This is a genomic window from Maricaulis sp. (genome assembly GCF_030149515.1).
GTDB lineage: Bacteria > Pseudomonadota > Alphaproteobacteria > Caulobacterales > Maricaulaceae > Maricaulis.
Map to the genome: position 1 here is coordinate 1 of NZ_JASBRI010000013.1, position 19,881 is coordinate 19,881.

The window sequence follows — 19,881 nt, forward strand, 5'->3', positions numbered from 1 at the left end:
GGCCGCCGTATTGCCGTTGCTGGCCCCGTCCTGTGCCGCCCCCGATGCAACATCCACAGTAACAGGACCGTCCCCTGCCGGTGTGATCGTGGCGGTGTAGACGCTGGCGCTTGCCGCGCTGAAGTTCGAGGCGGCGCCATTGCCGACCGCGATGTCGGCGGCGGTGAACCCGGTAACGTCCTCCGAAAAGGTCGCGGTGACCATGAACGCGCTGTTGGTCGGCGAACCGGCATCAGTCGTAAGGGCTACCGTCGGAGGCGTGGTGTCCGGGGTGTTGTCGACCGTATAGGTCTGGTTGACCCCCGGCGTCGTATTCGTCAGGGCATTCCCGGCTGCATCCTGAATATCCTGGCCACCGGCAAAACCCAGCCCCACGACCGTACTGACCAGGTCTGCCAGGTCCCCGCCGGATACCGTCACGTCATAGGCCGACGTCGTGACCGCGCTGACGCCGCTAACCAAGCCGGTCGTCCCGGACACGGCGAAATCCGACGCGTCCACGTTCTGAACTTCCTCGTCGAAACTGACACGCCAGGTCAGCGCATCTGCGTCAGTGGTTTCGGTCGACGGCGATTGACGCGCCACGCTGCTGACTGTCGGCGGGGTGGTATCGGCGACGCCCGGACAATCCGGATCCAGCGCATTCATGTCGAAGTCCAGCGTCGCCATCACCTGCGGCGAGCTGAGGTCCATGGTGTCGCCGCCTTCAAAGTCGTAGGTGCCGTCGGTGGCATCCCACAGGACCGCCGTATAAGGAGCGGTTGCCGGTGTCGCGACAATGCGTGTGAAGGCATTGGCGTTGTTTGTCACACCAACGGCGGCACCTTGCGTTGTACCTGAGCCGGTGTGCCGCGCAACCACCGTGTTGTTGCCGTCCAGATGGTAGATTTGGACATAGTCCTCACCGTTCGCATCGACTGTAGCGCCGGTGTAGGTCACGGTCGTCCCGAAAGTTGTCGGGGAGGCGGCAGTACACTGTCCGTCGAAGGCCAGCTGAACGCGCGTCACGCTACCGTTTTCCGCCGCCAGCGCCGTGGTCGGCAGCCCGGCTATTACTGCAGATGCCAGCAATGCTGAACCAATGGCCCTGCCGACACGCTTTCCAGCTGAAGCGATACCATGACCAGAGCGCACGCCATCCCGTGCCACTTCAAGGCAAGCCAACATGTTCGTCCCCCTTGCGCCGCGCCCGCAGCGTTATTCACACCATACGCACGGACCGACACAATTCGGGGCACGCACCATCTACGGTCACACACTATTAAGAATTGAAATCCTGCGTGCAAGGGGCAAATGCGCACTGCCGGCCAAGACTGCGCACCCTGATGTCCGTGATTTCGCAGCGGTTTCCCGCTAATCAGGAATGGCGCAATACCGGATCTGCCTCAACCGGCGTGGTGAGACACGGTGGCGAGCCGGCCGGAAATTCGGGGAGGCGGGCGGCCTCCGAGATCGGCAATAGCGCCACGCCGCGAGCATCGCCGCACCGCCCGTCAGTCTTCGCAAGGCCAGGGAAAATGGCGGTGCTGTCAGACAAGCGCGGACCGGTCTCGGAAATTTGGTGTGTGCCCCGTTTTTAGAGGCGCCAAACACAACTAAAACGTGTCGTGGCGCATGGAGTTTCGTGCATGTCACCGCTTGTTTCTGGACAGATCGAGCACTGGCTCAAGGCGTCCAGTCTGTGATCTATCCGGTCGCCTGCTAAGGCGTGGTGTCCAAGCTGGCCGAGCTCTCCACTGTTACCGCCACGGTCCGGTCGGCGAACCGTCGCTACGGTCGTTGAAAGCCCAGGCGGGGTGGCGGCCAGCCATACCGTCACCCCGCCCCGACGCGGCAGCCCGACTATCCGCGTCAGAAATTGGTTGCCCAGCTGAGCAGGCCGTTCGTTGCCGCAAACAGGATCACAACAAGGATAGCCAGGGGCAGCACGACGCTCCACAGACGTGCAAACCAGCTCTGACCGCCTTGCCACACGACAAGCGTGTTCCAGAGAGCCAGCGCGAACGCCGCGTAGAGCAGAAGCTGCGATGCCATGGTGACAAAAAGCTGGGTGTCAAAGCCGCCCCCCAGCCCCGAAAGATCGGAGAACAAGGTCTGGAACAGCAGCGCCCAGGCCCCCAGGAAGACGAACACAAGCGCAATGCCGACACGGACAAGACGGTAGGACATTGCCGGCCGGCCAGCCAGCCGGAAGCGGCTGCCATAGCGCCAGCGGACCACCGCACGCACGGGCCACAGCACCAGCGTCGCCAGAAGGGCAGCGAGAGCGGCGCCCAGCAGCGGCATGACGAGCGAACCCGCGCGATACCAGGGCGCCGGTATCAGATGGATGATCGGGGAGACCGGCTCGAAGGTCACATAGTCCAGTGCGCCGTCCTCGTCGAAGACCGCCGCAAGACGTTCGTAGCCATCCACATGGCGCCACACATAGGGCTCTACCTCGCGCCAGACCGTCGGCTGGCCGAGCAGCGAGTAGACCAGATCCCCGTCCTCATTCATGGAGATCGTCTCCTGTCCGAGAAAGCGCAGGATCGCGGCGAAATTGGTCGCGACCGTGCGCGAGCTCTCATACGCGCCGACGATCTGCTGGCCATGCTCGTGCGCGGTGTCCAGACGCGGGCCGAGCGGCACCACCGTGTCGGAGAAGTAGCGTTCAGCAAAGCCGGCAGTCACGGAAAAGCGCAGCGTTCCGCCCACCTCGCCGGAACTGTTGACGACAACATAGATGCCCACGCCCTCGTCCAGCAGAACATTGAGATCGGAATGGAAGAAGCTGGTATCGCCACCATGGCCGCGAATACGCAGATTGCCCTTGTCCAACTCCCAGAAGCCCAACGCCATGGCGTTCAGCGGTGGCGTAAGCTGGTAGATGGTTTCGTACATCTGCTCCCAGGTTTGCGGTGCGAGCACGTCCGGATTTCGCTCCAGCAGGCCGATCATGAACCGGCCCATCGCCTCGCCGCTGGCAGCCATCGACCCGGCCGGCGACATGGGCACGAGCTCGTAATACTGGGGCTCGCCGTCCGACGCACTGCGATAGCCGTTGGACATGTCGGCCTCGAACCGCTCCGGCAGGGGCTGGCGGAAGGTGGCCCGCTGCATGCCCATCGGCTCGAAAATACGGTCCTCGACATAGGCCTCGAACAGCTGGCCGGAGACGCGCTGGACGATATAGCCGGCCAAGGCCGTGCCATAGTTGGAATAGGCCGGTGTCTCCCCGGGCGGGAAGATACGGGCCGGCGGCGGCGTCTGCTTCAGGAAGTCCTCGAGCGGCAAGGCCAGCTCGGGATCGGAAATGATCAGGTTGCGGAACCGTTCCTCGAAGCCGGGCGTGTGCGTCATCAGATTCCGCATCGTTATCGGTTCGCCAAAGGCCTCGGGTATCTCGAAGTCGAGATAGGTGTTCACGTCCGCGTCCAGATCGACCTGCCCGGCCTCGACCTGCTGCATGACTGCAATCCAGGTGAAGAGTTTGGAGATGGAGCCGGGCCGGAACATCGTCTGGAAACCGTCGACCGGTTCGCGTTCCGCCAGGTCCGAATAGCCGAAACCCCGGCTGGTCAGGATCTCGCCGTCACGGACGACCGTCACCTGGGCGCCGACAATATCACCCTCGGCAAGGGCATAGGGCATGATGCCGTCCAGCCAGGCGTCCACATCGCTCCGGGTCAGACGCGCCTCGCCGGGATCGGCTGTATCCGGGGCGACCTCAGCGGTCTGCGCCGGGGCCGGATCGAGCGGAACCGGATCGGCCGGATCGACCTGGGCCGCTGCCGTGGCGCAGCTGAACCCCGCCAGCGCGCCCGCAAGCCACTTCAATTGCGTTTTTAATGACATAACGGCCTCCATACATTGGGTGCAGGGCTTAGAGATCAAAGGGCATTCCGGTTGAGCAGGGAAAACAGGCCGATCCCGGCGAAATTCCCCAGCACGTATCCGAGGATGCCGGTGAGAATTCCCGGGGCGACGAGATTGCGCCACTTGAACAGGATCGCGATGGCCGCCGCGATCGGCGGACCGGCAATACAGGCCAGCGACGCCGTGATCAGTTCGGCATAGTTGAGTTTAAGCAGACGCCCCGCCACCAGCATGAAGACGAGGTGCGAGACGAAGATACATCCGACCATCACGAACATGCCGGGCGCGGCGGACAGCATGGCTCCCAGGTCCGCGCCGGCGCCGATGATGGCGAAGAAGAGATACATGGCCATCATCGCCAGCATGTCCTCGCCGCGAAGCCCGGCGAGATATTTCCGGCCGAGCGTGGCGACGCCGGTCACCAGAACGGTGATGACAAGGAGCCGGTAGTCGGGAATGCCGAACGCGTTGGCGAAGAAGGCACTGACCGCGACGGCACCGGCCGCCAGGGCGAGCGCCATTGTCAGACCGAACAGATCGATCGCGGGCTCGGCCTCGCCCTTCGCTTGTAGCGTCTCCCGAACGACCGCATCCATGCGCCAGGCATAACGCTGCTGAAAGAGCGGCCAGCCGGCGGCCAGGTTCAGCAGAATGATGAAGCCGACGCCGAGGATGTTGTCGATCGCAAGGGCCGCGGAGAGCTGGGAATTGTCATCGAAGGACACGGCCTCCGCCACGGCGACAAAGTTCAGCGAACCGCCGGTATAGGTCGCCGTGAAAACGGCCGCGATTTGCGCCTCGCTCTGGCCCAGATCGACAAGGAGCGTCGCAAGCCAGGCCCCGAAGACCGTGCCGGCCATGCCGATCAGGAAAGCCACCAGCACCCGCCCGCCCTCGCTGACGACCTTGATGAGATCGGCTTTCAGCAGGAAAAGGGCGATCGCCAGCGGGACCATATAGGTCCAGATCGTGCCGTATAGCGGCGCACTCCTTGGCAGGATGCCGAAATGGGCGGCTGCAAATGCGGTCAGCAGGATGATACCCGCACCGGACAGCCGTTTGCCCCAGCGTGTCTTTTCCAGGCCCGCGGCCAGGGCGCAAATTGCGAGCAGTGCGGCCAGGAGGCCGAATATGTTGTCGGCGGCGATCACGGCCGGACGGCCCGTCGGGCCACGGCGCTGTGCAACGCGGAAGCGGGCTGTCCGGTCATCCCCAGAACCCCGATTGCGATGCCGAGACCATGCCGTCCCGATACGCCATTCCGGCCGGTATATCGGATTTCAGGTTCAGCGGGCCGTCCAGGTCCACAAAGTCGCACAATTGCGCGATGACGAAGGCCGGGGCCATGGACAGGGACGTACCGAGCATATTGCCGACCATCAGCCCCTTGCCGGCCTGGCGCGCCTCCTTGGCCAGCGCAAGCGCCTCGGTGAGGCCGCCCGTCTTGTCGAGCTTGATATTGATCATGTCGTAGCGCTTGAGCGCATCCGGAAGCTCGCCGCGATGAAGGCAGCTTTCATCGGCGCAAAGCGGGATCGGCGAAGTCACCCCCTCAAGTTCCGCATCGTCCCCGCGCGGCAAAGGCTGTTCGACCATGGCGACACCCAGTTCCGCGAACGGTTCGAGCACGCTTTTAAGCAGGGATATGGAAAAACCCTGATTGGCATCGATGATGATTTCCGCGTCGGGCCGCGCCTTGCGGATCGCCGCGACCCGTTCAACGGGCTTGTCGCCGTTCAGCTTGATCTTGAGCAGGGGGTAGCCGCGGGCCTGCGCCGCCTGCTCAGCCATCATTTCCGGCGTTTCCTGGATGCCCAGCGTATAGGCTGTCTTGCGGGCCGCCGGCTCGATCCCGGTCAGTTCCCAGACCGTCTTGCCCGTCCGGTTCGCCTCGAGATCCCACAGGGCGCAATCGACCGCATTGCGGGCCCCGCCCGGCGGCAGCATGTCCTGGAGTTCCGCGCGGCCGATCCCGGCTTCCAGCGCAGGCCGGATGGCCTCGATCTGCTCGAGCAGTCCGCGGGCCTCTTCCTGGAGATAGTAGACCGGCACGCCTTCGCCGCGGCCGGTCGCCCCGTCCTGCTCCAGCATCACCACCACCGACTCCAGGCTTTCGAAAACATGGCCGGTGATGGCGAATGGCGCCCGCATCGGCCAGCTTTCCCGGTGAACGCTCACACGCATACTCATACTCCTGTTCTGGAAAGAATCTTGTCCACGATCAGGCCCGCCCCGTCCTTGATCGGGTCGACCGCGGGCAGTCCGGTTTCGCGCTCATACCGGTCGAGCAGCGCCTGTCTTTCAGTGTCCGACAGCATCGACGTGTTTATGGACAGGCCGACAAACCGCGCGGCGGGGTTCACGCGGCGGGCGAATGTCACGCATTGCTCCATGGCGTCCCTGACGGGTATGACCGGGAAGTGGCTCGCCCCGCCCGTGCCGAGCAGCACCTCCCGCAGCGGATCGTGACACAGCACCAGCGCATCGGGCTGGGACCCATGCAACAGGCCCAGGCTGACGCCGGCAAAACTGGGATGGGACAGCGCCCCCTGGCCCTCGATGACATCCCAGTGATCGTCCGGCGCGGCCGGGGAGAGCAGTTCCGCAGCGCCGGACAGGAAGTCGGAGACGACGCAGTCCATGGGAATGCCGCTGCCCGCGATCATGATCCCGGTCTGCCCGGTCGCCCGGAAATCGGCATTCAGGCCGCGGGCCCGCATTTCACGCTCGATCGCGAGCGCGGTGTACTTCTTGCCGACGGCACAGTCGGTCCCCACGGTCAGGATACGGCGGCCCGGCCGTTTCTCGCCCGAGCCAACAGGAAGCTTGCGCGGCGGTGTGCGTACGTCGATCAGACGGGCGCCGGACGCGCGTGCCGCAGCCGCGATCTCCGGAAAATCGGACAGTCTGACATGCATGCCCGATACCAGGTCCAGGCCGGCGCGCGCCGCCTCGGCGAGATCCCCGACCCAGGCATCCGGTATCGAACCGCCTTCGGAGGCCACGCCGATCACCAGCGAGCCCACTCCCGACGCCGCAGCGTCGGCGATCGACATATCCGCCAGACCGCCATCGACCTGGCACCCGGCACTGCGGAACTGGCCCGCGCAGTTCTCGCGCCGCCACTGGATCAGCCCGAGGCCCGTCTTGGCGTGACCCGCGTCCGGAACATTCCCGAAATAGATCAGGTACGGAGACCTCAGCTGCACCGTACAAGGCCCGGACTCACGAGCCGGCAGGCTGTGCACGTCCTCATTTCTGCTGGCGAGAGACACGATGATCCTCCGAATGTTTGTTGTTGGCGGTCGCGATCCGGAAACAGCCCAGCGTGATCAGCGGCAGAACCACGATGGCAATGAACGCGTAGGAGAGAACGCCGTATCCGCTGGCGATCAGGTCGATGATGCCGATGGCCTCGGCGAGAAAGATGGCCGTCGCCAGGAAGCCGACGGCGACGGCGAACCGGGCCCATTGGGGAAACCGGCGGCCCGCGGTCTCCATCGCGGTATCGATCCGCTCGTTGATGGCATGGATGATACCGACGCCGGTTTCCACGAAGGTGCCGAACAGGACGATCTGGAAGAGAACGCTCAGCCAGACCGTATTCAGCATTTGCAGGAGATAGACGACCGGAACCGCCTGTTCCCGGATCTCGGGATAGCGCGCCAGCATCGCCAGAAAGACCAGAACCCCCGGGACGATGCTGATGAAGCCGGCCACGGCACCGGAAAGGAGTGCTTCGCGCCGCGTTTCCAGCCTTGGAAGAACGAAGAGCACGGCCGCGAAGGCGATCAGGTTGTAGGCCGCATACCGCACGCCATCGAGCAGCCAGCCGCCCTCGACACGCCCCGCCTCCAGCGAGGCCGCGATCGCCTCGCCGTAGGACACGGACATGTAGACAAAGAAGGTACCGTAGAGCGCGTAGAGCAGCAGCGACCACCACGCCATGATGCGCGCGATCGCGGGACTGCCGAAAAAGGCTAGCACGCCGATCGCCAGCAAGAGGCCGACCGAACCGAGCACGGTGGGCACGCCGAAGGCATCGGATACCATATGCCCGGCTGCCGAGCCGAGGACGGAGAGTACCAGCAGCGCGATCAGGACATAGAGAATTTCAAACAGCCGCCAGAACGGTCCGAGCAGCGCGATGAAGAAGGTCCGGTAGTCATACCCCCTTGTGATGCGTGCGAACTCGAACCCGATCGCCAGCAGGACCGACCAGACAACCGCCGTGGCCGCGAAGCCCAGCAAGCCGCCGATCGCACCGTGCGACAGGAAGAATTCGGCGATCTCCCGGCCTGTGCCATAGCCGCCGCCGATAATGACGGATTGGAAGACCAGGCCTGGAAGGAGGTATTTTCTGAATGCGTTGATCATCACGCGTGTCGGATCCGCCTGTGGACGAGAGCCGCGGCAGTGCAGCCGCGCGGGGTTGTATCGCCGCCCTGCGAGGGCGGCGGCCTGTCCGGCGGAGAGGAGGGTGCTCCGCCGGACATTTGGACGCGTCGCGGCCTAGTAGCGCAGGCTGGCCCGCACGCCGATCGTTCGCGGCCGGTTGACGCTTGTCGCGATGATCGGAGCATCCAGCTCACCGTCGGAGTCGATGAATTGCTGGAGCGGGTTGGAACCGACACTCACCGCCTCGATGTCGTTGAGCAGGTTCGTGCCGAACAGGCCGATCGACCAGACATCGTTGGAAAGCGCCACGCTCAGATTGAGGTTTTCCAGCGGCTCAAGCTGCGCCGACGGGAAGTTCTGAACGTTGGAATAGCGCTCGCCGATATACTGGAAGGAGCCGTTCGAGGTGAACATCCAGCCGTTGGAGCCGATCGGCCGCGTATAGGAATACCCGGTCGACAGGGTGAATTCGGGGATGTTGGCCGGCTGATTGCCCGCCTGGAGATCGAACGGCCCGATCGAGCCGCCCGGCGGCGCCGTGATGAGGGCCCCGTCGTCAAACTCCGCATCGATCAATGAGAAGTTGAGGAAGGTGGACAGACCGCTGGTCACCTGGAAGGTGGATTCGAACTCGAGACCCACAATGGATTGCTCCGGCCCGTTGACGGTGTTGTTGGCAGGCGTGTTCACCTGGATCTGGGTATCGTCATAGGTGGTCCGGAAGACGCCCACATTGGTGACGAGGTCGCCGCCCATCCAGGTCGCCTTGACGCCGCCGTCGACGGACAGAACCGAGTCCTCGTCGAAGGTCAGGTTGTCGAAGAACACATCCTGATTGCCGCCCGATGCACCCAGCGCAGCGATCGCATTGCCGATACCGCCATTGCGCGCTCCGCGCGCGACATTGGCATAAAGCAGGATCGAGTCGTTGAGCTCGAACTCGACACCGAAACGCGGCAGCACTTCCTCCAGTTCGAAGTTGAAGTCAGTGCCGACGCCGGCGCCTTCGAGGACAACCAGCGTACTGACGTAACCGATCGGATTGCTCTCGGTCCAGGGAATGAGGTTTCCGCTACCGTCGAACTCCGGAACGAGATTCACGACATCGTCCTGCTGGAGGGTCGCCGTGACGGTGTCGTTCACGTAGCGGGCCCCGCCGATCAGTCTCAGCCGGTCCGTAAGTTCGTAGGTGAATTCGGCAAAGGCGGAGTATTGCTCGCTTTCGGTCTCGGCGAGGCGCGTGGCCAGGTTCTCGCTGGCCGGCGTCGTCACCGTCACACAGCCGGCACAGGTCAGGAACTGGCCGCTGACTTCCGAGCGGTCCCGGAAATAGGCGCCGGCGGTGAAGTTGAGCGGGCCGTCCAGGAAAGACACGAAGCGGAATTCCTGCGACCATTGCTCGAACTCGCCGGACCCGGTCGAGAAGCTGGTCGTATCGACGGTCGGGAAGAAGGGCGCCAGACCGAAGGAGTTCCCGGCGCTGAACAGGGATGACGACGTGTTCCGCTCGTAATAGCCGGTGATCGATGTGAGCTGGAGCCAGTCGAAATCGTAGGAAATCCGGCCGGAATAGAGGTCGAAGTCGTCCGTATAGCTGCCCGACAGGGGCGAAGCCGCGAATGTCAGGTCTTCGGGGTCGGAACCGGGATCGACCTGGGTCGACTCGCCCATCTCGTCGCGCGAAATGAAGGCCGACAGGCGAAGCTCCAGATTGACCGTCGGACGTGCCAGGAGAACCGCGCGGCCGCCGACGGACTCGTAGTCATTGACGTCTTCGCCATCGCTCGGATTGTCGATGAAGCCGTCGTCTTCCCGCTGGAAACCCGAGACCCGCAGACCCAGCTTGCCCGGAACCATGACGAATGAGGTCGCATTATCGGTGCTGTAGGCGGTGCCGCCATCCTCGATCGTTTCGACACGGGCATTGGCCTGGCCGGTCACGCTCGGTCCGTCGAGATCGGGATCATTGGTAAAGTAGCGGATCACGCCGCCGACGGCGCCCTCGCCGAACAGGGTGGGCTGCGGACCGCGTATCACCTCGACCCGGTTGAGGTCGGCAGAGCTGAAATCGCGGATATTACCGGAACCGGTCACGGAAACATCGTCCAGGAAGACACTGAAGACCGTGCTGGTTTCATAGCCGCTGCCCGCGCTGCGCACGCCGCGAATGGCGATATCGTTGGAGTTGGGCCGCGTCTTGACGTTCTGCATGCCGGGCACGTTGCGCGACAGGTCTTCAATATCCTGAATTCCCCGCAGGAGCATCTCCTCACCGGTGATGCCGGCAATACTGGCCCCGATATCCTGGACGGATTCCTCGCGGAAACGCGACGTCACGGTAATCACGTCACGCACGACCTCTTCGTCGTCGCTGGCTTGACCGCCCTCTTGTGCGGCCAGCGGCGCCGTCAGCGCCACGCTCGCGAGCAGAGCAATTTTGAAATGGCTAGACATAGCTTCCTCCCTGTCCCCCTAAAACTGCGAAACAAATCATTATAGCAGCCTTATTGAACCTTATAGCAGCTATATACAGATGGGAAGCATCGATTTAGGCAGCATACTGCGAGTTCCCTGGCTGTTGCCGCGAGGGCACACAGGGAATTCAAGTGGCTGATTATAAAGGGGGAATTCGCTGCGGCTTGACCGGAAAAGGGCGAAGCCCGTCCCTCAGTCGGGAATTTTCAGATCCTGCATATACATCTGGTCGTGCATGAAGATCGCATCGAGGAGGCGCTCTTCCGAGCTCGACAGGATCTTGTGTACCTGGTCGCGAATATCGTCCGACGCGTCGCGCCGGATCGCCTCGACCAGCGCGCGCTGGTGCTCCCACGTATAAGGCAGCGTCCGCTTCATCTTCACGTACAGCCAGTAGATCCGCATGGTCGTGTCCTCCAGCTGCCGGATCCAGTGGATGAGCAGCGGGTATTTGACCTGCTGGGCCATGAACACGTTGAACTGCTTGTTGGCCTTCAAAAGTGTCAGCGCGTGCGCGTCATCCTGGATGGGCACCTTGTGAAAGGTGTCCTCATTCATCTTGATGATCTGGTCGTAGTCGACCTGGGCGGCAGCCATCGCGAAGATCTCCGGCTGCAGCATCTTCCGCATCGCGAAATTCTGTTTCACGTCGAGCAGGGTCAGGGGCGCCACGCGGGTGATGCGCGGCGATACCGACACCAGGAATTGCTGGGCGGTCAGCTGCTCCATGATATTGCGTGCCGTGGTGCGGCTGATCTCGAACATTTCCGTGAGGATGTTCTCCGAGACCTTCTGGCTGGGCGCCAGCTTCTGCGTCACGATCGCATCCATGATGACATCGTAGGCCGAAGCCGGATCCACGCCGGCCGGCCGCTTGTTCTTCTGCTTGTCTGCCATGCTGCTCATGCTGCCAATCGTCTCGTTCCCGGCGCCCTTGCCATGCAGGCCTTCGAAGCCTTCCCGCCGACACTATGGACGCCTTATTCAAAAATAAGGCTGTATTAAAAAATCTCTTTCCGCTAGCGTACTAACGAATTCGCATATGAGGAACCCGTTTGCATGAAGCAGGATGACCAGACCCGAGCCGGCGCAGCGGGCGGTGCCACCCGCCGACGCCTTCTCAAGGCCGGCCTCGCAACAGCCGTCGCCGCTCCGTTCGTGAATTCAGGACAGTTCAAGGTCTTTGCCCAGTCGGAGAGGACCTATTCGGCGCGCACCCTCGCTCTGGTCGAACGCAGCCTTGTCATCGATATGCTGTCCCTGCTGGCGGACCTCGGCGACATGCTCGAGGCCGGCTACAGCGAACGCCCCTCCGTGGAGGATGGCTATGCCGTGACCGACGCCCACCTGGAAAAGCTCCGCGCGTCGGGCATCAACGTGTTTCACCCGGCGGTCGGCCTGGGCGGCCGTGACAGCGCGCTGACCTTCATGGCGAGAATGAATGCCTATGCGGCCGAGCGGCCCGACGTCTTCCGCCGCATCGATGCGGTCTCGGACTTCGACCGCATCATGGAAGAAGGCCGGATCGGCTATATCGTCGGCATCCAGAACGCACACCATTTCAATGCGCCCGACGACGTCAACGAGTTCTACAATCTGGGCCAGCGTGTCAGCCAGCTGACCTATAACTCCCAGAACCGTATCGGCAGCGGCGCGACCGAACGCGTTGATGGCGGGGTAAGCCGTTTCGGCGTGGCCATCATCGAGCGCATGAACGAGGTCGGCATGGCGGTCGACGTCTCGCATTGCGGCGACCGGACCACGCTGGATGCCTTCGAGATTTCCGACGCGCCCGCTCTGATCACCCACTCCAATGTCCGCGCACTGGCGGGGGGGCATCCAAGAGCGAAATCCGACGAAGCCATCCGCGCCATGGCCCGGGCCGGCAGCGTGATGGGCATTACCGGCGTCCGCAACTTCGTCCGCGACCGCGAACCCACCACGATCGAACACCTGCTCGACCATTTCGACTACGTCGCCAATCTGGTCGGCGTCGAACATGTCGGCGTCGGCAGCGACATGGACGCCGACGGATATGACGACGTGCCGAGCGCCGCCTATGAGCGCCTGCGCCGCGGCTATGACGATTCCTACGCCTTCCGCGGCCAGATCGATACGGACGGTTTCGACCATCCGCGGAAAATCTTCGACCTGACCGAAGGCCTGATCCGGCGCGGATACTCGGACGCCGATATCGAACTTGTCCTCGGCGGCAATTTCAAACGGGTGCTCGGCGAAATCTGGCGGGCTTAGCAGCGAGGGCGTGAGCAACGCCGGGGAGGACGACGATGAAACCGACATTGATGGCGACGGCAGCGGCCGTCATTGCGCTCGGCGCGACGAACGCCATGGCGCAGAGCATCACGCCGCAACACGTCGACGAGACCGCACGCGCGGCGATCGAGGCCTTTGACATTCCCGGCATGGCCATAACGGTCGTCACGGGAGACGATATTGTCTTCATGCACGGCTATGGCGTGCGCGATGTCCGCGATCCCGACACGCCGGTCGACACGGACACGCTGCTGCCCTTCGCCTCGATCAGCAAGGCCTTCACGACCACACTCATCGCCATGCTGGTCGACGAGGACAAGCTCGACTGGGATACGCCGGTGCGCGAATTCATCCCCGAATTCGAGATGTCCGACCCCTATATCACGGCGGAATTCAGCGTCCGCGACCTCGTTACCCACCGCTCCGGCCTGCCACTCGGCGCCGGCGACCTCCTGGTCTTCCCCGACGCCGAGCCTGACGTATCCGACATCCTGGCCGCCCTGCGCAACATTCCGCCGGAGACCAGCTTCCGCTCGGAATACGCCTACGACAATCTGTTGTATGTCATTGCCGGAGAAGTCGTTTCGCGCATTGAAGGCAAGCCCTGGGCCGAGGTCATGGAAGAGCGGATCTTCACGCCGTTGTCCATGGACTCCTGCGAAGCGCTGCCCGGCGCCGCCGCTGAAGCCGGCAATACCGTCACGCAGCATTCCCGGGCGCCCGGCCAGTCCGAGGCGGAACCCATCGACCCGCGCTACATCCTCGGAGACAACACCTCGCCCGCCGGCGGGATCAGCTGCTCCATCTCCGATCTCTCGACCTGGGCGCAATTCTGGCTGAACGAAGGCGTCGCCCCCAGCGGGGAGCGGCTCATTTCAGAAGATCAGGCCGAGGAATTGTGGACGGGCGTCACGCCGCAGAATGTAAGCCCGCTGCTTGAACAGCTCAGCCGCACGCACTTCTCGCTCTACGGTCTGGGCTGGACCCTGCGCGACTTCAACGGCCAGCTGCTTGTGGGCCACAGCGGCGGGCTGCTGGGTGCCTCCTCGTATTTCGGCATCCTGCCGGAGGAGGATCTCGCGGTCTTCGTGACCAGCAATGTCGCCACCTACGGCTCCACCGCCCTCGCCCTCCAGCTGCTGGGCGACGCCTCGGCGCCCGAGGCGGACAGCGACTGGATCGGGACCCTGCACGGCGTCTATCAGCGCATGCAGGAGACCGCCGTCAACGATTCCGGGAGCGGCGAGCGGCAGGACGTCCCGGTCGAGCCGGTCCGCGATCTGGTGGCCTATACCGGAAGCTATGTCGATCCCTGGTACGGTCCGGTCTCGATCGAGAACCGCGACGGCCGCCTCTTCATCGACATGAGCCGGTCCGAGGTGCTGGACGCATTCCTGGTGCCGGTGGCGCCGGACCGGTTCGTCGCACGCTGGCCGGATCGTAGCCTGAACGCCGACGCCTATGTCGATTTCGTCGCGGACGAGGGCCGCGTCACCGGAATGACGATGGTGCCGGTGTCGGAAACGACCGATTTCTCGTTCGACTTCGAAGACCTCCAGTTCACCAAACAGCCCTAGCCCCACCACCGGGCGCCTGTCCCGCGAGGAGACCCGATCATGCTCAAGACGCTCACGCTCAGCCTTGTTCTGGCCGGAACGGCCGCCGCGGCGGCCCAAACGGACGCGCAGGAGGGCGCTTACGACCTCGCCATTCTGGGCGGACGCGTCATTGATCCCGAAACCGGACTCGACGCGATCCTCAATGTCGGCATACGCAACGACGAGATCGTCGCGATCACCGAGGACGCGATCCGGGGCGAACGAACGCTCGACGCAGCCGGCTACGTCGTTGCACCGGGCTTCATCGACCTGCACGCGCATGGCCAATCCCTCCTGGCCGGGCGCGTGCAGGCGCTCGACGGCGTGACAACCGCCCTTGAGCTGGAGTCGGGTGTGTATCCAGTCGACGCATTCTACGACGCCGCCGCGGCCGAGGGTAGGGCCATCCACTATGGCGCCTCGGTCAACTGGTCACGCGCACGCTACGCCGAGCTGACCGGTTATGAGCCGGCCTCCTACCGGGACCCGTTCGAGCCGGACCCGGATGCGCCGGACTGGCGATATACCCCCGCCAGCCCGGCGCAAACCCGGCAGGTGCTCGCACGCGTCGAGAACGGGCTCGATGAGGGCGGGCTGGGCGTAGGGGTCCTGCTTGGCTATGTGCCGGGCTCCGGCCGCGGCGAATACTATGCCCTGCACGAACTGGCCGCGGCCCGCGACGTCCCGACTTTCACGCATGCCCGCTACCTGTCGAACATCGAACCGGACAGCTCGCTCGAGGGTTTCCAGGAAATGGTCGCCGTCTCGGCCGCCACCGGCGCCGATATGCACATTTCCCACCTCAACAGCATCAGTCTGCGCGATATCGGCGAGATCCGCCCCATGCTCGAGGCGGCCCAGGCCAACGGGGTGAACATTACCGTCGAGGCCTACCCCTACGGAGCCGGGTCGACCGCGATCGGCACCGCCCTGTTCGAAGGCGAGAACTGGCAGGCCCGGCTTGGCGATATCGAGAAATCCGACTTCACCCTCGATGGCGTGCCCCTGACGGCTGCGGAATTCGACCGCCTCCAGGCTGAGGAACCGACCACGGACATCGTGGTGCATTTTCTCGACCCCGATCACAGTGCGGAGGACCGTGCACTCCTGGCCCAGTCGATCCTCTATCCCGGCGGGGCCATTGCTTCGGACGGCGGGTCCTGGTCGCTCGGCGGCGAAACGATCGCCGGCGATGTCTGGCCCCTGCCGGCCGCTGCGGAATCCCACCCGCGAAGTGCCGGAACCTTCTCCCGCTTTCTGCGGGTCTATGTGCGCGAGCGCCAGTCGATCGGCCTGAGCGATGCCTTGGCGAAGGTCAGCCTCATTCCGGCGCAGATTCTCGAGGACGCCGTGCCACAGATGCGGCGCAAGGGGCGACTCCAGGAAGGTGCGGACGCCGACATCGTGATCTTCGACATCGACACGGTCAGCGACCGGGCGACCTATGAGGAACCGGCGCAGCCGTCGACCGGGTTTGAATACGTGATTGTCGGCGGGACACCGCTGGTCTGGAACGGCGAACTCGACACCTCCGTCCTGCCGGGCCGTGCCATTCGCCGCACCGCGCAAGACGACTGAAACCGACACCGGCGCGGCCGCACCGCCGCGCCACCCCATCGACAGCGAACAGGAAGACCGGTCTCATGACACACAGCCCCGCCTGGCATGGCGCCGCAGCTGCCCTTGCACTGCTCGCGTCCGGCCACCCGTTTGCCGCCGCCCAGACGACCCCGGACACAGCCGCCACCGCCGGGCATGCCGAACCGCGCCTCGACAGGCTTGCCGATTTCGTCGACGGCGTCATGGCGCAACAGATCAGCAGCCATGAGGTCGCCGGCGCGACGATCGCCGTCGTCCACGATGACGCCCTCCTGCTGTCCGCGGGCTACGGGTTTGCCGATATCGAATCCGGTACTCGTGTCGATCCCGAGACGACGCTCTTCCGTCCCGGCTCGGTCTCCAAGCTTTTCACCTGGACTGCGCTCATGCAGCAGGTCGAGCTCGGCCGCGTCGATCTCGATGCCGATATCAACACGTATATCGACTTTCACATCCCGCCCTTCGGAGACGGGCCGGTGCGGGTTCGCGATCTGATGTCGCACAGTCCGGGCTGGAGCGATGTGAGCGGTATTTCCGTCGCCACGGTTGAAGAGCTCACACCCTATGGCGAATGGATCCAGCAGCATGTTCCCGAACGCGTCTGGGCACCGGGAACAGAGATTGCCTATTCGAACTACGGCGTCGCACTCGCCGGTTACATCGTCGAACGGGTCTCCGGCGAGCCCTTCGCAACCTATGTCGAAAACCACATCTTCTCGCCGCTGGGCATGCCGTCGACGACGTTCCGCGAACCCCTGCCCGATCATCTCGAGGATCGCATGGCGACCGGCTACGAGATGGAAGACGGGCAACTGGTCCCCCAGCCGTTCGAACTGTTCAGTTCGATCATGCCGGCCGGTTCCGGCACGTCGTCGGCCCGCGACATGGCGCGCTTCATGTTTGCCCTGCTCAATGGCGGCGAACTCGATGGTGTCCAGATTCTCCAGACTTCGTCGGTCGATCTGCTGATGCGCGACTCGCGGCGCAATGCCCCGGGCCTGCCCGGCATGGCGCACGGCTTCTACGTGGTGCAGGAAACCGGGCCACGCCTGGTGGGACATGGCGGCAACACCGGGGACTTCCACTCCAACCTTATCCTGGCGCCGGAGGCTGGGTTCGGCTTCTTCGTCTCGGTTACCGGGGGCAGTGAAAGCTCTGTCGGGCGCACGGACCTGACCAATGCCATCATCGGCCGGGTCTTTCCGCAAGACGCTGCACCGCGCGAGCCGCGGCCGGAGGACGAGGCGCTGCCGGTCGGGTCCTACCGGATGAACCGCCGCGATTACTCGCAGCCGCCACGGGAAGAATACGATATCGAAGTGACCGCGGCGGGCCGCAATGCCATCCGGATCCGGTTCCTGGAAGACACGACCTATTGGGAGCGCATCGGCCCGATGACGTTCGAGAAGGGCACAGGCGCGCGAGAGGGCGGCCCCTTCGACCGCGCCCGGTTCCATACCGGACCTTCCGGCCTCGTACTGTCCTTCAGCTACCAGCCCTACATGGCGTATCACCGCGTCGACGATTGAGGAGCAACCCCATGCCCATGCCGACTATGAAAACCCTCGCTTCCGTGTTCGCGCTGATGACGGCCGGCATGTCCGGCCCTGCACTGGCGCAGGATACCGGTGCGCCATCCGTCGTTCAGCCCGAGAACTGGACGATGGAGCAGCAGGGTTCGATGTCCGTCGTAACCGCGCCGGAAGGCAATCTCGACATTGCCGTGATCGAGGTCGGTCCGGCCGACGATGCGCTCGCTGCCGCCGCGGCGGCCTGGCAGGTCTACGATCCGCAGGCGCAACGCTCCGTCGAGCTGACCACGCCGGCAGCGTCCGAGAATGGCTGGGACCAGCGGGTCAGTATCCGCTATGCGACCTCCCCGTCCGAACAGGCCACGGTGAGTGCGCTGGCGCTGCGGCAGGGCGATGACTGGACCGTGGTGATCGTCAACGGCGCCCAGTCCACCGCCAATGTCCGTTCGGCCGCCGTATCCCTGGCCCGGGATTCCGTGCAGGCCGACGGCTACGAGCCCGAGGACTTTTCCGGCCAGACCGCCCATCGCCTGACCCCGGAACGCATTGCGCTGCTGCGCGACTTCGTCGCCGAAGCCGCCGAGACGCTCGATGTGCCCGGCGTGGGACTGGCCCTGATCGACCAGGGCGAGGTGGTTTTCGAAGGCGGTGTCGGTGTGCGTTCGCTGGACAACCCGGCACCCGTCGATGCGGATACCCGCTTCATGATCGCCTCCAACACGAAGGGTATGTCGACCCTCCTCCTGTCCATTCTGGTGGACCGGGGCGAGCTCGACTGGGACCAGCGCGTTGTCGACCTCTATCCCGAATTCCGGCTCGGCTCGGACAGCACGACGGAGTCCACCCTCGTCCGCCACCTCCTGTGCGCCTGCACCGGGCTTCCGCGCAAGGATTGGGGTTTCATCCTGGCCGATCAGGATACCCCCGCCTCGGACGTGTTCCGGCAGTTGTCCGAGACCCAGCCGACCAGCGCATTCGGCGAGCTGTTCCAGTACAATAACAATATGGCGGCCGCGGCCGGCTATGTCGGCGGCGCACTGGCCTATCCCGACATGGAAATCGGTGCGGCCTACGACCGGGCCATGGACGCGCTGATCTTCCAGCCTCTGAACATGCCGGACACCACGTTCGATTTCGATGCGGGGGAAAGCGGAAACTGGGCGCCGCCCCACGGGCTCGATGTCGACGGCAACCAGACCGTGATGTCGAACCATTTCAACCGGGGCGTCTATCCCTACCGGCCGGCTGGCGGCGCTTTTTCCACCGCTTCCGACATGGCCCACTACGTCCAGCTCGAACTGTCCCGCGGCCTGACGCCGGACGGCGAACGCCTGGTCAGCGAGGTGAATCTTCTGGCGCGGCGTGAACCGGGCGTCCAGGTGGCCGAAGACGTCTGGTACGGCATGGGCCTGTTCAACGAGGAACACTGGGGCGTGCCCGTCGTCACCCATGGCGGTACCCTGCTCGGCTATCACAGCAATTGGTACGCCCTGCCCGAAGCCGGAGTCGGGGCCGTCATCATGGTCAATGCCGATACCGGTGCTGCGATGTTGCGTCCCTTCCTGCGCCGTCTGGTGGAAGTCCTCTATGACGGCCACCCCGAAGCGATGAGCCAGATCGAGGCGGCTGCGGCGCGCCTGGACGCACAGACACAGGTCCGCCGCCAAGGTCTCGACATCCCCGGCGACACGGCGGTCCTGGGCGCCCTGGCCAGCCGTTATGAGAGCCCGGGCATCGGCACGATCACGATCTTCGAGAATGAGGGCCAGACGTGGATCGAAGCCGGCTCCATCCGCGCACCGCTGGCAACGCGGCAGAACCCCGACGGGACGGTCTCCATCGTCTCGATCGGCCCGGGCGCTATCAGCCTGGAAGCCGAAGTCGGCATGGAAGACGGCGCCAAAACCCTCACCCTCCGCGACAGCCAGCACGTCTACCTCTACACGGAGACGCGCTGAGAGGGGTGAAGGCAGACAAACGTGGTCCGGTCTCGGGAGTCTGGGGCCTCGCCCGGATGGACGTCGCGACCAGCGTTCCGAACCGGTTCCACCGCAACCGCACCGTCTCGTGCGTGATGCCGATGCCGCGCTCACGGAGCATACCGTCCACGTTCCGCAGCGACACCGGAAAGCGGGGTGTTGTCAGAC

The 19,881-nt window shown here is 64.1% G+C and carries 13 protein-coding genes and 1 pseudogene; 5 read left to right on the top strand and 9 right to left on the bottom strand.

The window, feature by feature from the left end:
- From Q1U94_RS05210 to Q1U94_RS05245, 8 genes are all read right to left on the bottom strand, one after another.
- The coding region (locus Q1U94_RS05210) for an Ig-like domain-containing protein (protein WP_300542484.1) at nt 1-1,167 on the bottom strand (1,167 nt) is incomplete at its 3' end.
- 684 nt (nt 1,168-1,851) lie between these two features.
- Entirely contained in the window at nt 1,852-3,837 is a 1,986-nt protein-coding gene (locus Q1U94_RS05215; protein ID WP_300542485.1) for a serine hydrolase domain-containing protein, read from the bottom strand.
- A gap of 35 nt (nt 3,838-3,872) precedes the next feature.
- Nucleotides 3,873-5,009: a DUF819 family protein gene (locus Q1U94_RS05220; protein WP_300542486.1), complete on the bottom strand. Its 1,137-nt coding sequence runs from the start codon at nt 5,007-5,009 to the stop codon at nt 3,873-3,875.
- Nucleotides 5,010-5,064: 55 nt separating this feature from the next.
- A complete protein-coding gene (gene dgcA, locus Q1U94_RS05225) occupies nt 5,065-6,042 on the bottom strand; it encodes an N-acetyl-D-Glu racemase DgcA (protein WP_300542487.1) in 978 nt (325 codons plus the stop codon).
- A gap of 2 nt (nt 6,043-6,044) precedes the next feature.
- On the bottom strand, nt 6,045-7,133 hold the full coding sequence (locus tag Q1U94_RS05230) for a DUF1611 domain-containing protein (RefSeq protein WP_300542488.1): 1,089 nt from the start codon (nt 7,131-7,133) through the stop codon (nt 6,045-6,047).
- Nucleotides 7,111-8,235 (bottom strand): hypothetical protein, encoded by a 1,125-nt coding sequence (locus Q1U94_RS05235; protein WP_366917263.1) that lies wholly within the window; start codon nt 8,233-8,235, stop codon nt 7,111-7,113. Before Q1U94_RS05235 ends, Q1U94_RS05230 begins: the two co-directional genes overlap by 23 nt.
- A gap of 135 nt (nt 8,236-8,370) precedes the next feature.
- Nucleotides 8,371-10,710: a TonB-dependent receptor gene (locus Q1U94_RS05240; RefSeq protein ID WP_300542490.1), complete on the bottom strand. Its 2,340-nt coding sequence runs from the start codon at nt 10,708-10,710 to the stop codon at nt 8,371-8,373.
- A gap of 213 nt (nt 10,711-10,923) precedes the next feature.
- Complete coding sequence (locus Q1U94_RS05245) at nt 10,924-11,637, bottom strand: GntR family transcriptional regulator (RefSeq protein WP_300542492.1); 714 nt, start codon at nt 11,635-11,637, stop codon at nt 10,924-10,926.
- Nucleotides 11,638-11,790: 153 nt separating this feature from the next.
- Here Q1U94_RS05245 and Q1U94_RS05250 point away from each other — a divergent pair, with 153 nt between their 5' ends.
- From Q1U94_RS05250 to Q1U94_RS05270, 5 genes are all read left to right on the top strand, one after another.
- Nucleotides 11,791-12,984: a membrane dipeptidase gene (locus tag Q1U94_RS05250; RefSeq protein ID WP_300542493.1), complete on the top strand. Its 1,194-nt coding sequence runs from the start codon at nt 11,791-11,793 to the stop codon at nt 12,982-12,984.
- A 35-nt stretch (nt 12,985-13,019) separates the two neighbouring features.
- Entirely contained in the window at nt 13,020-14,582 is a 1,563-nt protein-coding gene (locus Q1U94_RS05255) for a serine hydrolase (protein WP_300542495.1), read from the top strand.
- Nucleotides 14,583-14,621: 39 nt separating this feature from the next.
- Entirely contained in the window at nt 14,622-16,181 is a 1,560-nt protein-coding gene (locus tag Q1U94_RS05260) for an amidohydrolase family protein (protein ID WP_300542496.1), read from the top strand.
- 65 nt (nt 16,182-16,246) lie between these two features.
- Nucleotides 16,247-17,731 (top strand): serine hydrolase domain-containing protein, encoded by a 1,485-nt coding sequence (locus Q1U94_RS05265; RefSeq protein WP_300542497.1) that lies wholly within the window; start codon nt 16,247-16,249, stop codon nt 17,729-17,731.
- Nucleotides 17,732-17,742: 11 nt separating this feature from the next.
- Nucleotides 17,743-19,692 (top strand): serine hydrolase domain-containing protein, encoded by a 1,950-nt coding sequence (locus tag Q1U94_RS05270; protein WP_300542499.1) that lies wholly within the window; start codon nt 17,743-17,745, stop codon nt 19,690-19,692.
- Between the two features lie 76 nt (nt 19,693-19,768).
- Here Q1U94_RS05270 and Q1U94_RS05275 read toward each other — a convergent pair.
- Nucleotides 19,769-19,867: pseudogene (locus Q1U94_RS05275) on the bottom strand (IS6 family transposase); the annotation flags it as partial.
- Nucleotides 19,868-19,881 lie beyond the last annotated feature (14 nt).

What these genes read in the sequence shown, in the direction of transcription:
- Q1U94_RS05215 (WP_300542485.1), bottom strand. Translation starts at nt 3,837, where the DNA reads ATGTCATTAAAAACGCAATTGAAGTGGCTTGCGGGCGCGCTGGCGGGG.
- dgcA (WP_300542487.1), bottom strand. Translation starts at nt 6,042, where the DNA reads ATGCGTGTGAGCGTTCACCGGGAAAGCTGGCCGATGCGGGCGCCATTC.
- Q1U94_RS05235 (WP_366917263.1), bottom strand. Translation starts at nt 8,235, where the DNA reads ATGATCAACGCATTCAGAAAATACCTCCTTCCAGGCCTGGTCTTCCAA.
- Q1U94_RS05240 (WP_300542490.1), bottom strand. Translation starts at nt 10,710, where the DNA reads ATGTCTAGCCATTTCAAAATTGCTCTGCTCGCGAGCGTGGCGCTGACG.
- Q1U94_RS05245 (WP_300542492.1), bottom strand. Translation starts at nt 11,637, where the DNA reads ATGAGCAGCATGGCAGACAAGCAGAAGAACAAGCGGCCGGCCGGCGTG.
- Q1U94_RS05250 (WP_300542493.1), top strand. Translation starts at nt 11,791, where the DNA reads ATGAAGCAGGATGACCAGACCCGAGCCGGCGCAGCGGGCGGTGCCACC.
- Q1U94_RS05255 (WP_300542495.1), top strand. Translation starts at nt 13,020, where the DNA reads ATGAAACCGACATTGATGGCGACGGCAGCGGCCGTCATTGCGCTCGGC.
- Q1U94_RS05260 (WP_300542496.1), top strand. Translation starts at nt 14,622, where the DNA reads ATGCTCAAGACGCTCACGCTCAGCCTTGTTCTGGCCGGAACGGCCGCC.
- Q1U94_RS05265 (WP_300542497.1), top strand. Translation starts at nt 16,247, where the DNA reads ATGACACACAGCCCCGCCTGGCATGGCGCCGCAGCTGCCCTTGCACTG.
- Q1U94_RS05270 (WP_300542499.1), top strand. Translation starts at nt 17,743, where the DNA reads ATGCCCATGCCGACTATGAAAACCCTCGCTTCCGTGTTCGCGCTGATG.